We start from the raw sequence: 13,287 nt of genomic DNA on the forward strand, positions 1-13,287 counted from the left end.
CGTCTTCGTGGCGAACTTGCTGCGCTGCATTGCGCCGGTGGTCGGCGTCACGTTGTCCTGTACGCACCGTGCCGGGCGCCGCGCGGGCCGGGCACCCCGGTCCGCGCCCCACCACCGACTCGACGAGGAGCCACGCATGAACGGTCCGACCGAGGTCGGTGTGACCCTGGACGACAAGTACGTCGCCACCCGCGGCCGCGCGCCGATGACCGGCGTGCAGGCCCTCGTCCGGCTCACCCTCGCCCAGGCCCGGCTCGACGCCGGGCGCGGGTTCGACACCGCGTCGTTCGTCTCCGGCTACCAGGGCTCCCCGCTGGGCGGCCTGGACACGGAGTTCGGCCGCGCGCGCACCCACCTCGACGCAGCCGGCGTCGTCTTCCGGCCGGGGCTGAACGAGGAGCTCGCCGCGACCGCCGTCGCCGGCACCCAGATGCTCGACGCCGTCCCGGGCGCCCGGCACGACGGCGTCGTCGGGTACTGGTACGGCAAGAACCCCGGTCTCGACCGGGCCGCCGACGCGATCCGGCACGGCAACCTGGCCGGCACCGCGCGGCTCGGCGGTGCCGTCGCGATCATCGGCGACGACCCGTCCTGTAAGTCCTCCACCGTGCCCAGTTCCTGCGAGCCGATCGCGCAGAGCCTCTGCCTGCCGCTGCTCGCGCCGGGCTCGGTGTCCGAGGTGGTCGAGTTCGGCCTGCACGCCGTCGCGCTGTCGCGGGCCACCGGGCTCTGGACCGGACTGAAGATCATCGCCGACGTGGCCGCCGCGTCGTCCACGGTGGAGCTGGGAGCGCTCGACCCGGACCTGCTGGGTGTGCCGCTCCCGCCCGCGACCGACCGGGCGCAGGCCGGAGCGCTCGTCGGCCCGGCCGCGGTCGACGCCGAGCACGACCAGCTCACCCGGCGTCTCGACCTCGCCCGCCAGTACGCCCGCGAGACCGGTCTCAACCGCGTCACCTTCGACGCCCGCGAGTCCCGGCTGGGGATCCTCGCCTCCGGCACCGGCTACGCGACCGTGCTCCGTGCCCTCGACGACCTCGGCCTCGGTGAGGGCGAGCTCGACGCGCTCGGCGTCCGGCTGATCCGCCTCGCGATGCCGTTCCCGATCGACCGCGACGCGCTCGCCGGCCTGGTCGAGGGGCTGTCCGAGGTGCTCGTCGTCGAGGACAAGGTGCCGTTCCTCGAGGGGCACCTGCGCGACGCCTTGTACGGCCGCGACCACCGGCCGCGGATCACCGGCCGCCGCGACGACCGCGAGCGCCCGCTGCTCACCGCCCGCGGCCAGCTCTCCGCCGAGGACGTCGCCCGTGCCGTCGCCGCCCGGCTGACCGCGTGCGGGGCGACGCTCCCGGCCGGGGCCGTCGCGCACCTCGACCGGCTCGCCCCGCCGAAGCCGTCCCGGATCACCGTCCCGATGGCCGGCGACCTCGGCAGCCGCACCCCGTACTTCTGCTCCGGCTGCCCGCACAACACCTCGACCCGGACCGCGGACGACACGCTCGTCGGCGTCGGGATCGGCTGCCACGCGATGATCGCGCTGGACGGCGAGCACCGCGGCCGCCAGGTCGGGCTGACCCAGATGGGCGGCGAGGGCGCCCAGTGGTTCGGGCTCGCCCCCTTCACCGACGACCGCACGCTGGTGCAGAACCTGGGCGACGGGACCTTCCACCACTCCGGCTCGCTCGCGATCCGGGCGGCCGTCGCCGCCGGGGTCACGATGACCTACAAGCTGCTCTACAACGACGCGGTCGCCATGACCGGCGGCCAGCGCGCCGAGGGCCGGATGGGCGTCCCCGAGATCACCCGCTCGCTCGCGCTGGAGGGCGTGCGCCGCATCGTGGTCACCACCGACGAGCCGCAGCGCTACCGGCGGATCGCGCTCGACCCGATCGCGTCGGTGCGCCACCGCGACGACCTGCCCGGCGTCGAGCGGGAGCTGGCCGCCGTCGACGGTGTCACCGTCCTGATCCACGACGACCGCTGCGCCGCCGAGGAGCGACGCCTGCGCAAGCGCGGGAAGCTCCCCGTCCCGGCGGAGAAGATCGTGATCAACGAGCGGGTGTGCGAGGGCTGCGGCGACTGCGGCGACAAGAGCACCTGCCTGTCGGTGCTCCCGGTCGAGACCGGGTTCGGCCGCAAGACGCGCATCCACCAGGCGTCCTGCAACTCCGACCTGTCCTGCCTGAAGGGCGACTGCCCGTCGTTCCTGATGGTCACCCCCGGCACCCCGCGCCGCCGCGGGATCCCGCCGCTGCCGGTCACCCTCACCGACCCGGAGCCGCGCACCACCGGCGACTCCACGCTGATCCGGATGCCGGGCATCGGCGGCACCGGCGTCGTCACCGCGTCGGCGGTCCTGCAGATGGCCGCCCACCTCGACGGCCTCTGCGCCGCCGGGCTGGAGCAGGTCGGGCTCGCGCAGAAGGGCGGCCCCGTTGTCTCCGACGTGCGGATCTCCAAGCAGCCCGTCGACGGCATCCTGCGGGCCTCCCGCGGCACCGCCGACGTCCTGATCGGGATGGACCTCGTCGGGACGGCCACCGACGCCACCCTCGCGGTCGCCCGGCCCGGGCACACCGTCGCCGTCGTCACCACCTCCCTGATGCCGACCGCGGCCATGGTCACCGGCCGGGTCGTGCTCCCCGGCTCTACCGACGACGCCGTCGAGCGGATCGGGCGGGTCACCCGCGACCTGCTGACCGTCGACGCCCAGACGCTCGCCGAGGCGCTCTTCGACGACCACCTCCCGGCGAACATGCTGCTGCTCGGCGCCGCCTACCAGTACGGGGTGCTGCCGGTGTCCGCCGAGGCCCTGGAGCAGGCGGTCCGGCTGAACGGCGCCGCGGTCGAGCGCACGCTCACCGCGTTCCGCTGGGGCCGGGCCGCCGCGATCGACGCCGCCGCGGTGCACGCCGCGCTGGTCGCGCCCGAACCGGCCGTGGTCGCGGTCGACGGGACGTCCGGCGCGCTCGCCCGCTCCGTCGCGTCCGGCGACGAGTCCTTCGAGGACCTGCTCGCCACCCGGATCGCCGACCTCACCGGCTACCAGGACGCCGGGTACGCCCGCCGCTACGCCGAGGAGGTCCGCCGGGTCGCCGCGATCGCGAGCGTCCGGGCGGGCGACGACGCCGGCACCCGGGTCGCCGCGGCCTACGCCCGCGGCCTGCACACGCTGATGGCCTACAAGGACGAGTACGAGGTCGCCCGCCTGCACCTCGACCCGGTCGAGGTCGCGCGCCGCGCGAGCGAGTACGGCCCGGACGCCCGGGTCTCGGTGATGCTGCACCCGCCGGTGCTGCGGGCGCTGGGCATGCAGCGCAAGATCGCGCTCGACGGGCGGGTCGCGGCGCCCGCGTTCCGGGCGCTGCGCGCGGCGCGCCGGCTGCGCGGCACGGCGCTGGACGTGTTCGGCCTGGCCGGGGTGCGCCGCGTCGAGCGGGAGCTGATCGGGGAGTACCAGGCGCTGGTCCGGGAGGCGCTGGACGCGCTCGACCCCGGCACCGCGGAGGAGGTCGTCGCGGTCGCGGAGACGGCGTCGATCGTCCGGGGCTACGAGGACGTCAAGCTCGCGAACGTGGAGCGTTTCCGTGCCGCGGCCGCCGAGCGCCTGGCCGCCCTGCGCGGCTGAGTGCCGCCGGGGCCGGGCGCGGTCGGGCGCGGGCTACTTCAGCAGCTTCTGCACCTCGCGGAACCGCGGGTGGGTCGCGTCGCGCAGCCACTCGAACAGCACCATCTCCGAGGTGACGACCTCCGCGCCGGCCGCGCGCGCCCGGTCCAGCGCGACGGACTTGTCGCGGGGGTCCCGGGAGCCGGTCGCGTCGGCGGCGACCAGCACCCGCCGACCGTCGGCCAGCAGCTGCAGGACCGTCTGCAGCACGCAGACGTGCGCCTCCATCCCGGTCACGACGATCTCCGAGCGGCCGGGCGGGAGCAGCCCGGACCCGTCGGCGGCGAACCGGGACTTCGGCGTCACCAGGTGCGGGTACCCGGAGAGCTGTCCGACGGTGGGCCCGAGCTTGTCCGGGACCTGCTCGGTGGCCAGTACCGGCACACCGAGCAGGCCCGCGCCCTCGGCGAGCCGCGCGGCCCGTGCGACGACCTCGTCGCCGTCGTGGATCGCGGGGGCGAGGCGTTCCTGGAGGTCGACCAGCAGCAGGACGGCGTCGTCGGCGGTCATCAGCACGGACCGACCGTAACGCGGGGACTCACTCGCAGGCGACGCCGTCGTTGTCGCGGTCGAGCTTGGCGGCGTACCCGGGCTGGCCGCGGTAGAGGGGGGCGGCGCCCGCGGCGCGCGCGGCCGTGCAGTTCTTGTAGTAGGTCCCGCCGGACGACGCCGGGGCCTTCGCCGCGGGAGCCTTCGTCGCCGGGGCCTGCGCGACCGGGCGGGGTGCGGCGGTGCGCGGTGCCTCGGTGCGCGGGGCGGCCTGCAGCGCGGCCTTCCGCTCGGTCGTCGGGGCGGCCTGCCGGGTGGCGGGCTCGGTGGAGGCGCCGCAGCTGCGGCCGCCGGCGTCGAGGGCGGTCAGCCCGGCCAGGTACGACGCCGAGGCGTTGTTCCCGCCCCGGTAGACGCCGGTGTGGGTGGCCGGGACCATCAGCCGGCCGAAGTCGCCGGACGCGGTGCCGACGTAGCGCACCTCGCGGCCGTACCGGTCGAAATCGACGCCCGGCTCCCGGGTCAGGGTGACGGTCGCGCCGGACAGCCACCGGCGGGCCGCCGCCGTGGCGTCGCGGCCCCCGGTCGTGCCGGTCTCGCAGGAGTCGATCCCGATCACCCGGATCCGCCGCTCACCGACGCGGAACGTGTCGCCGTCGGTCACCGAGGTGACGACGACGGTCTCGGCGCCGGTCCCGTAGCCGGTCGACCCGCTGCCGGAGCCGGTGCCCGCCGGCGCCGCGGGGGGACGAGGTCGTCGGCGGAGCCGCCGCGGGCGCGACGGCGGCCGCGGGACCGGCCGCGGAGGCGGCGTCGGTGATCGTCGGCTCGTCCGGGCCGCCACAGGCGCACACGGTGGCGGCGACGACGAGAGCGGTGCCGAACAGACCGGCCTTGGACACGGGTTTCCTCCGGGAGGACAGGGAGCGTGGTCCGGCGGATGCCGGATGCGGCCGGTTCGTCGACGGTGGCGGAGTAAGCGTTAACCCGGTGGGAGCAGGCATCGTCAGAACTGATGAGGACCGGTCCGGTCGTCGGGACTCCGAGGTTCAGTCCCGGGACGCCCGGATCACACGGTCGAGCACGGCGCGGAGGTCCTCCAGCTCGGCCGGCGGCATGCCCAGCCGTTCGACGATCGCGGGCGGGATCGCCTCGGCCTCGCGCCGCAGGTCACGCCCGGCCGTCGTCAGGGTCACCGCGAGGGTCCGCTCGTCGCCGGGCACCCGCCTGCGCTCCAGGAGCCCGGCCGCCTCCAGGCGTTTGAGCAGCGGTGACAGCGTCCCGGGGTCGAGGGCCAGCTCGCGGGCCAGCTCACCGCCGGACCGCGGCGACCGCTCCCAGAGCGCGAGCATCACCAGGTACTGCGGGTGGGTCAGCCCCATCGGCTCGAGCAGCGGCCGGTAGAGCGCGATCACGTTCCGCGCGGCGACGGCCAGGGCGAAGCACACCTGCCGGTCCAGCTTCAGCAGGTCGTCCTGGTCACCCGGGGATGCGGCCTCCACGACCGGCATCGTACATTGTTGGTGCACCAAGGATTGGGGGACCAACAGTGGACGAGCCGCACCGTCCCGGCCCGCTGCGCTGGCTGCTCTACGTCTTCGGCGCGGGACTGCCGGACCGGCACCGCACCTGGGTGCTGCACGACGTGACGGCGCCGACCTGGCAGCTGCGCCACCTCGTGCGGGTCACGGTGCAGCTGCTGCCGATCGGGGTCGCGCTGTACCTGCTCATCCCGGGACCGGTGTACGTCCGGGCGCTGTCGGTGCTGGCGGGTGCGCTGCTGGGCTACTTCTACTCGGTCGCCTACATGTACGAGTCGGCCGAGCACCGGGTGGTGAAGGCCGGCTACCCGGTCGGGCACGCCGCCGCCGTCCGCGCCGAGGCCGGCGCGGACGAGCGGGACGCGGCGCGCGAGCGCTACGAGCGCCGCTGGCGCAGCTGAGCCCGGCCCCGGGTCAGCCCGCCATCGTCTCCGGCAGCCACATCACGATGCCCGGCACCGCGGCGAGCAGCACCACCAGCACGAGCAGGCCGAGCACGTAGGGCAGGACCCCGACGAAGATCTCCTCGGCCGGGCGGCCGGTCGAGCTCGACACGATGAACACGTTCATCCCGAGCGGTGGCGTGACCAGCCCGATCTCGGCGAGCAGGATGATCAGCACGCCGAACCAGATCGGGTCGAAGCCGAGCTGTTCGATCAGTGGCAGCACGACCGGCACGGTGAGCGCGAGGATCGCGAGCTGGTCGAGGAACGCGCCCAGCACCAGGTAGACGACCGCGATCAGCGCGAAGATCAGCAGCGGTGGTGCCGCGATGCCGCCGATCGCCTCGACCAGCGTCACGGTGATGCCGGTCAGCGTCATGAAGTAGCCGAACAGGTACGCCGACGAGATGATCAGCAGGATCATCGCGGTCGAGGTCAGCGTCTCGACCAGCGCGTCCCGGATCCGGGCGAGGTCCAGGCGGCGGCGCGCGAGCCCGATCGCCAGCGCGCCCGCGACACCGAGCCCGGCGGACTCGGTCGGCGTGGTCAGTCCGAAGTAGATCGAGCCGACGACGAGCAGGAAGAGCACGGCGACCGGGCCGAGCACCGGGATCGTCCGGATCTTCTCGGCCATCGTGTGCCGCTGCCCGGCCGGTGCCCGCTCCGGGTTCCGGCGGACCAGGACCAGCGTGGTGACGATGATGGTCAGGGTGACGAGGAGGCCGGGCACCAGGCCCGCGACCAGCATCTGGCCGACGCTGACCTCGGCGAGGATCGCGTAGAAGACCAGGATGATGCTCGGCGGCACCATCGCGGCGAGGGTCCCGACGACGGCGACGAGACCGCCGGCGAGCGTGCGGTCGTAGTTCTGCCGCTCCATCTCGGGGACGGTCGTCGAGGCCAGTGCGGCGGCCGCGGCGGTGCTCGACCCGGAGACGGCCGCGAAGGTGGCACCCGTGGTCGTCGTCGCCACCCCGAGCCCGGCGGGGACCCGCCCGACCCAGATCCGGGCCGCCTCGAACAGCTCGGTCGTCACGCCGCTCTTCAGCACGAGCTGTGCCATCAGGATGAACAGGGGGATCGCGGCCAGTGTGTACGCCGAGACCGCGGTGTAGGGCGTCGTCTGCAGGAACCCGACGGCCGTCTCCGGGCCGCCCAGCGCGAGCAGGCCGACCACACCGCTCAGGCCGATCGCGATGCCGACCGGCACCCGGATCAGGAGCAGGGCGAAGAGCAGGACCAGCACTCCGGCGAGGACCATCAGTGCGTCTCCTCCGCGGTCACGGGGCGGGCGGGGGTGTCGTGGGTGTCGCTGTGGGTGTCGCCGCCGGCGCCGTGACGGGCCACGGTCACGAGGGTGTGCAGGGAGCGCAGCACGGCCAGCCCGGCGCCGAGCGGCACCATCACCGCCGACGTCCACACCGGCCAGGACAGCTCGGACGCGCCCGCGAGCGGGGCGTCGCCGAACCGGGCGGCGTCCAGGGTCAGGACCAGCCCGCCGTAGCCGACCAGGGCCAGGAACACCGCGGTCAGCAGCGGCCCGAGCAGGTCCAGTGCGCGACGCCCGCCGGGGCCGAGCCGGGTGTACACCAGGTCGATCCGGACGTGGGCGCCCTCGCGCACCGTGTAGGACAGTCCGAGGAAGAAGAGCCCGATCAGCGCGTAGTCGCCGACGAAGCCGACCGACCACGACAGCGGCGCCCCGACGAGGTAGCGCAGCGCGACGTCGACGACGATCAGCACGCCGGTGGCCGCCAGGCCGGACAGCCCGACGGCGGCGAGGACGTTCTCGGCGGTCCGCAGCAGGCGGTCGGCGGGGCCCCGCTCCGGCGCGCTCATCGTGCCGCCTCCGCGTTCCCGGCCCGGGTCAGCGCCTGTTCCATCGCGGTGAGGACGGCCCTGCCGGGCTTGCCCCGGTCCTCCATGCCGGTGACCCAGTCGGCGCGGACCTCGGCGACCTTCTGCTGCCAGCGGGCCTGCTGGGCTGGCGTCAGCGAGGTGAAGGTCATCCCGCCGGCCTCGAGCTCCGCCCGGGCCTCCTCGGTCTCCCGGGTCATCTCGTCGCACAGGTGGCCGACGGTCTCGTCGCCGGCGACGCGCATCGCCTCCCGCTGCGGCTCGGGCAGCTCCTGCCAGAGGGACTCGGAGATCGAGAAGGTGAGGGTGAACCCGCCGAGGGGGGCGCCCTCGGTGGCGTGCGAGGCGACCTCGTCGAGGCGGTAGGGGACCGCGCTCATCGGCGGCAGCGTCATCGCGTCGACGGTGCCGCGGGACATCGCCTCGTAGACCTCCGGCCCGGCGATCGAGACGGGGGTGGCGCCCAGGTGGCCGAGGGTCTGGTCGACGACGCCGCCGGGGGAGCGGGTCAGCAGCCCGGCCGCCTGGTCCGGGTCGGTGACCGGGCCGTTGGTGAACAGCTCGTACTGCGGGACGACGCCGACGAACAGCGGCCGCAGCCCGCGCGGGGCGAACTCCTCCTCGTAGAGGATCCCGCCCTCGCGGGTCAGCTCGCTGACGGCGCGCGCGGTGGTGCAGGAGTCCCCGCTGAGCCCGGGGAGGTCGCCCACGTTGGACAGCGGGAGCTTGTCCGACAGGTAGGGCGGGGAGACCACGCCGATATCGACGGCGCCCCCGGCGACGAGCTTGACGTAGTCGGTGGCCTTGCCCAGCTGCTCGGACGGGAAGTAGTCGAAACCGACGGCCCCGCCGGTCAGCTCGGTCACCCGGTCGGTGAAGTGCACGATGCCGTCCCGCGAGGCGGGATGCGACACCGGGTAGGAGTCGGCGACCACGAGCGTGCGTGCCGCGTCCGGCCCGGGATCCCCCGGTGTGGGTGCGCACCCGGCGACCAGCGCGGCCGCCGCGGCGAGCGAGCCCGCCAGCAGCCCGGCTCCGTTGCCCAGCCTTGTCATCGAACGGTTCCCCTTCGGCGTCGTCCACCGGCGCGCCGGGCGGGGTGGACGGCGGCGCGGGACGCCGGTGTCCCGGCGCGTGCCGGGTGGGCCCCCGCGACGCCCGCCCCGGACGGCTACGGCCGGACGGTGGCACGGACCGGTGGGCCCGTGCTCGGCGTCACAGCCAGCCTCGCACGATCGGGCATATCGGATCAAGAATCATCAGATATTTTGAACCGGGCATTCTGCGGTGGCGGCTGCGTGCGCAGCGGTTCGATAGGGGAAAACATCAGACGTATGGGTGCGCGCCGAACGGCCGGACCGGTGAGTCCACCGGCCCGGCCGTGTCACGGGGGAGAGGAGCCGCGGGACCTCAGCCCAGCAGCGGCTTCACCTTCGTGCCGAAGTCGTGCACGCCCTGCTCGAAGTCGTCGAAGGTGAACATCATCCCCTTCCCCCCGGGCATCGTGGCGACCTGGTCGATCTGCCGGGCGACCGTCTCGTAGCTGCCCACGAGGGTGGCCATGTTGAAGTTGACCGCGCCCTCCGGGAGGTTGATCGTCCGGGCGGTGCCGGAGCCGTCCGCGGTGGCGTCCTTGCCGCCCTCGTCGGACATGTAGCCCAGGGCGGCGGCGTCCGCACCGGCGTTGTAGGACGCCCACTTCGCCTGGGCCTCCTCGTCGGTCTCGGCCATGATCGCCATGAACAGCGGCAGCGAGCCGACGTCGCGCCCGGTGGTCTCGGCCGCCTTGGCGAGGCGCTGGGTGGACTCCCGGTAGACCTCCGGGTCGTTGACCCCGGGGGAGAGCACGAAGTTGTAGTCCCCGTACTCGGCGACCATCCGCATCCCACGGTCGGACTGCCCGGCACACACGATGTCCACGTGCCCCGACGGCCGCGGCGAGAGCACGCAGTCGTTCATCGTGAAGTGCTCGCCCTGCAGGTCGCAGCGGCCCTTCTCGAACAGGTCGCGCAGCACCTGCACGTACTCGGTGGAGTAGTCGTAGCGGTAGCCGAAGTAGTCGTCGCCGGGCCACAGGCCCATCTGGTCGTACTCGCCCTTGGCCCAGCCGGAGACGATGTTGATGCTGAACCGGCCCGGCGCGATCGAGTCGATCGTCGTCGCCATCCGGGCGACCAGCGCCGGCGGCAGTGTGAGGACCGCGGTGGAGGCGTAGAGCTTGATCCGCTCGGTGACCGCGGCGAGCCCGGCCATCAGCGTGAACGACTCCAGGTTGTGGTCCCAGAACTCGGTCTTCCCGCCGAAGCCGCGCAGCTTGATCATCGAGAGGGCGAAGGCGAAGCCCTGCCGCTCCGCCTCCTGGACGACCCGCTTGTTCAGGTCGAACGACGGCATGTATTGGGGGCTGTTCTCCGAGATCAGCCAGCCGTTGTTGCCGATGGGGATGAAGACGCCGAAGTCCACGGGGAGTCCTTCCGGTCGGAGGCGGGGCCGGCCGCGGCGGGCCGGACGGCGGGTGTGGAACGCAGTACCGGGGCGACCTCGCGGGCGAGCAGGTCGAGCGAGGCGATGGCGTCCGGGGCGACCCGGCCGATCGTGTCCCGGAACTTGGCGGCGATCTCGTCGTTGGTGAGCGGCCGGTCCTCGTGGCCCCGGTTGACCTGCTCGCGGTGCCGCAGCACCCGGCCGTCGGCCAGCTCGATCTCCACCGCGCCCGAGTAGGCCGCCGGGAACCCGCTGTCCGGGTCGTCGGAGACCCGCACCTTCTGGGCGAGGTCCAGCACGGCGCGGTCGGCCAGTGCGTCGTCCTCCAGTTCGGCGAGGGTGAAGCGGCCGCGGGTCAGGGCGGTGGCGACGACGTAGGGGAGGCTGAACTTGGCGTCGTACTCGTCGCGCGGGGCCCACTTGGCCTCGGGCGGCTCGCAGACGACCTTGCCCGGCACCGGGTGGATCGCGCAGCGGATCTCGCGGATCGTGGTGTCGCCGATCTCCTCGCGCAGCAGCAGCGCCGCGTCGGCGAAGGCGTGGATGAAGTGGCAGATCGGGTAGGGCTTCACGGCCGTCCGCATCAGCTCCCAGGTCTCGCCCAGCTCCGCGCCGACGGCCTCGGGCCGCGTCTCCCGGCCGGCGAGGTGGGTGTTGTAGAGCCCGAACCGGCCCTCGTAGACGGCGGGCGGTCCGCTCCAGCCCGCCGACGCGAACCCGGCGGCGGTCAGCCCGGACATCGCCGCCCAGCCCGGGTGGAGGCGCTTCGTCCACGACCCGTCGGCGAGGAACTCGAGCAGGCCCGCACTCATCGACCCGACGACGCCCTGCGCCCGGGTGATCCCGGCGGCGTCCAGACCGGACACCCGGCCCGCGGCGACGGCGGCGCCGAACGCCCCGGCGACGGCGGTCGGGTGGAAGCCGACGTCGTGGAACCCGCCCGCACCGCCGATCCCGACCCGGGCCGAGACCTCGACGCCGAGCACGTAGGCCAGCAGCAGGGTCCGGGTGTCGGCACCGCGGGAGATCGCGGCCGCCAGCGCGGCGGGCAGCGCGGCCGCCGAGACGTGGGTGACGGCCGGGATGTGGGTGTCGTCGAAGTCCATCCCGTGGATCAGCACGCCGTTGAGCACGGCGGCGTCGCGGGCGGGGAGCCGCTCGGACATGCCGAGCACCGGCTGCTCACCGGCTCCGCCGAAGGCGGTCAGCGCCTGCAGCGCGACGCCGGGGAAGGGATAGGCGGTGGAGGCGAACGCCAGGCCGACGGCGTCCAGCACCAGGTGGCGGGCCCGTTCGAGCACCTCCTGCGGGACGTCGTCGAGGTCGGCCCGGGCGGCGAACTCGCCGACCCTCCCGGCCAGGGTGGGTGCCTGCACTGCGGTCATCGGTGACCTCCGGATCGAGGGCGAGGTTAGGTCAGACGTATTCGGATGGGAAGGGCCCGCCGATCCGGTCCGCGATCGGCGGCCGGCGGCGGTGGTGGTCGGTGCGGTCCTGGAACAGCGCCGCGACGCGCAGCGCGGTGATCTCGTCGTGCGGGCGGGCGATCAGGAGCGCGGAGACCGGGCAGCCGTCCGGGGCGAGCCCGGTGGGCAGCGCCAGGCCGGGTGCGCCGGTGAGGTTGCCGAGCATCGTGGCGCGCGACTGCGCCGCGTAGAGCGGGTAGCGCTCGCCGTCGACGACGACGGTGCAGTCCGGCAGCCGCGGCGCGGTCGCCGGGGTCGTCGGGACGACGATCAGGTCGGCCCCGGCGAACACCGCGTCGAGCTCGCGCTGCAGCTCGGCCCGGAAGTGCAGCGCCCGCAGGTAGTCCGCGGCCGGGGTGGTGATGCCCTGGCTGATCCGGCGCACCGTCACCGGGTCGTAGCCGTCCCAGCGGCCGGCGTCGGCCCGGTGCACCGCGGCGGCCTCGGTGAACACGAGCTGGTAGCCGATCGGCAGTGCCCGGTGCGCGGACGGGATCTCCCCGGGCACGATCTCCGCGCCGGCGTCGGTGAGCACGTCGACCAGGTGGTCCACACCCGCGCGGACCGCGGAGTCGCACAGCTCGGTGAGGTAGCCGCCGGGCCGCGCGACCCGCAGGCCGCGCAGGTCGGCCGGGACGCCCGTCGGGGGGAGGGGTGGGAGCTCCGGGACCCGGGGGTCCCGCCCGTCCGGGCCCCGGAGCAGACCGAGGACGAGCCCGGCGGTGCGGGCGTCGCGGGCCAGCGGGCCGATGGTCTCGGTGGTCCAGGACAGCGGCACCGACCCGGTCCGCGGGATCGCCCCCGCGGTGGGCTTGAGCCCGGTGAGCCCGCACCAGGCGGCGGGCAGCCGGACCGAGCCGCCGACGTCGGTGCCCAGGCCGAACGGCACCACCCCGGCGGCGACCGCGGCCGCGGTGCCGGTCGACGAGCCGCCCGCCCAGCGTTCGGGGTCCCACGGGTTGCGGCAGGCCCCGGTGAGCGGCGGGTGCGGCCCACCGACGGCGAACCCGGTCGTCGCGTCCTTCGACACCGGGACCGCCCCGGCCGCCTCCAGCCGGGCGACGACCGTCGCCGACTCCGCCGCGGGGGCGGTGCCGGCGCGGGTGCGGGAGGCGGCCGTCGTCGGGACCCCGGCGACGTCGATGACGTCCTTGACCGCGAAGGGCACGCCCTCCAGGGGGCGCGGCCCGCCCGCGGGCTCGCGGTGGGCGAGCGCGCGCTCGCGCAGCACCCGGATCGTGCAGTTCAGCTCGGCGTGCAGGCGTTCGAGGCGATCGAGCGACTCCGGCACCCGGCCGGACCACGCCTCCCGCAGCGCGGCCGCCAGCGGGTCGTCCACG

General features: G+C 74.5%; 11 protein-coding genes. 2 read left to right on the forward strand and 9 right to left on the reverse strand.

The window, feature by feature from the left end:
- The first annotated feature begins 136 nt into the window (after nucleotides 1–136).
- The gene (locus tag Ae150APs1_RS25725) at nucleotides 137–3,628 is read left to right on the forward strand and encodes an indolepyruvate ferredoxin oxidoreductase family protein (RefSeq protein ID WP_075300821.1); all 3,492 of its coding nucleotides are present in this window, start codon (nucleotides 137–139) and stop codon (nucleotides 3,626–3,628) included.
- A gap of 33 nt (nucleotides 3,629–3,661) precedes the next feature.
- Here Ae150APs1_RS25725 and Ae150APs1_RS25730 read toward each other — a convergent pair whose 3' ends face one another.
- The 3 genes from Ae150APs1_RS25730 to Ae150APs1_RS25745 all read right to left on the reverse strand — a co-directional run bounded on the left by Ae150APs1_RS25730 (nucleotide 3,662) and on the right by Ae150APs1_RS25745 (nucleotide 5,667).
- Nucleotides 3,662–4,177: an isochorismatase family protein gene (locus Ae150APs1_RS25730; RefSeq protein WP_170918201.1), complete on the reverse strand. Its 516-nt coding sequence runs from the start codon at nucleotides 4,175–4,177 to the stop codon at nucleotides 3,662–3,664.
- A 28-nt stretch (nucleotides 4,178–4,205) separates the two neighbouring features.
- Nucleotides 4,206–4,820, reverse strand: coding sequence for an excalibur calcium-binding domain-containing protein (locus tag Ae150APs1_RS33970; RefSeq protein WP_249266481.1), 615 nt, complete (start codon nucleotides 4,818–4,820; stop codon nucleotides 4,206–4,208).
- A 385-nt stretch (nucleotides 4,821–5,205) separates the two neighbouring features.
- Nucleotides 5,206–5,667, reverse strand: a complete 462-nt coding sequence (locus tag Ae150APs1_RS25745) for a MarR family transcriptional regulator (protein WP_060572977.1) — start codon at nucleotides 5,665–5,667, stop codon at nucleotides 5,206–5,208.
- A 38-nt stretch (nucleotides 5,668–5,705) separates the two neighbouring features.
- Here Ae150APs1_RS25745 and Ae150APs1_RS25750 point away from each other — a divergent pair, with 38 nt between their 5' ends.
- Nucleotides 5,706–6,098, forward strand: coding sequence for a DUF5313 family protein (locus tag Ae150APs1_RS25750; protein WP_060572975.1), 393 nt, complete (start codon nucleotides 5,706–5,708; stop codon nucleotides 6,096–6,098).
- A gap of 13 nt (nucleotides 6,099–6,111) precedes the next feature.
- Here Ae150APs1_RS25750 and Ae150APs1_RS25755 read toward each other — a convergent pair whose 3' ends face one another.
- The 6 genes from Ae150APs1_RS25755 to Ae150APs1_RS25780 all read right to left on the reverse strand — a co-directional run bounded on the left by Ae150APs1_RS25755 (nucleotide 6,112) and on the right by Ae150APs1_RS25780 (nucleotide 13,286).
- On the reverse strand, nucleotides 6,112–7,401 hold the full coding sequence (locus Ae150APs1_RS25755) for a TRAP transporter large permease (protein WP_060572973.1): 1,290 nt from the start codon (nucleotides 7,399–7,401) through the stop codon (nucleotides 6,112–6,114).
- Nucleotides 7,401–7,979, reverse strand: coding sequence for a TRAP transporter small permease (locus Ae150APs1_RS25760; RefSeq protein WP_075300824.1), 579 nt, complete (start codon nucleotides 7,977–7,979; stop codon nucleotides 7,401–7,403). The genes Ae150APs1_RS25755 and Ae150APs1_RS25760 overlap by 1 nt, the downstream gene beginning before the upstream one ends.
- A complete protein-coding gene (dctP, locus tag Ae150APs1_RS25765; RefSeq protein WP_075300826.1) occupies nucleotides 7,976–9,052 on the reverse strand; it encodes a TRAP transporter substrate-binding protein DctP in 1,077 nt (358 codons plus the stop codon). The genes Ae150APs1_RS25760 and dctP overlap by 4 nt, the downstream gene beginning before the upstream one ends.
- Nucleotides 9,053–9,407: 355 nt before the next feature.
- The gene (gene rutA / locus Ae150APs1_RS25770; protein ID WP_075300828.1) at nucleotides 9,408–10,460 is read right to left on the reverse strand and encodes a pyrimidine utilization protein A; all 1,053 of its coding nucleotides are present in this window, start codon (nucleotides 10,458–10,460) and stop codon (nucleotides 9,408–9,410) included.
- Nucleotides 10,415–11,866: an MmgE/PrpD family protein gene (locus Ae150APs1_RS25775; RefSeq protein ID WP_170918134.1), complete on the reverse strand. Its 1,452-nt coding sequence runs from the start codon at nucleotides 11,864–11,866 to the stop codon at nucleotides 10,415–10,417. Before Ae150APs1_RS25775 ends, rutA begins: the two co-directional genes overlap by 46 nt.
- A 31-nt stretch (nucleotides 11,867–11,897) precedes the next feature.
- Entirely contained in the window at nucleotides 11,898–13,286 is a 1,389-nt protein-coding gene (locus Ae150APs1_RS25780) for an amidase (protein ID WP_075300832.1), read from the reverse strand.
- Between the last annotated feature and the right edge of the window lies 1 nt (nucleotide 13,287).

Origin of the sequence: Pseudonocardia sp. Ae150A_Ps1 (assembly GCF_001932315.1) — a bacterium.
Lineage (GTDB): Bacteria > Actinomycetota > Actinomycetes > Mycobacteriales > Pseudonocardiaceae > Pseudonocardia.

What these genes read in the sequence shown, in the direction of transcription:
- Ae150APs1_RS25745 (WP_060572977.1), bottom strand. Translation starts at nt 5,667, where the DNA reads ATGCCGGTCGTGGAGGCCGCATCCCCGGGTGACCAGGACGACCTGCTG.
- Ae150APs1_RS25725 (WP_075300821.1), top strand. Translation starts at nt 137, where the DNA reads ATGAACGGTCCGACCGAGGTCGGTGTGACCCTGGACGACAAGTACGTC.
- Ae150APs1_RS25760 (WP_075300824.1), bottom strand. Translation starts at nt 7,979, where the DNA reads ATGAGCGCGCCGGAGCGGGGCCCCGCCGACCGCCTGCTGCGGACCGCC.
- Ae150APs1_RS25775 (WP_170918134.1), bottom strand. Translation starts at nt 11,866, where the DNA reads ATGACCGCAGTGCAGGCACCCACCCTGGCCGGGAGGGTCGGCGAGTTC.
- Ae150APs1_RS25730 (WP_170918201.1), bottom strand. Translation starts at nt 4,177, where the DNA reads ATGACCGCCGACGACGCCGTCCTGCTGCTGGTCGACCTCCAGGAACGC.
- Ae150APs1_RS25755 (WP_060572973.1), bottom strand. Translation starts at nt 7,401, where the DNA reads ATGGTCCTCGCCGGAGTGCTGGTCCTGCTCTTCGCCCTGCTCCTGATC.
- dctP (WP_075300826.1), bottom strand. Translation starts at nt 9,052, where the DNA reads ATGACAAGGCTGGGCAACGGAGCCGGGCTGCTGGCGGGCTCGCTCGCC.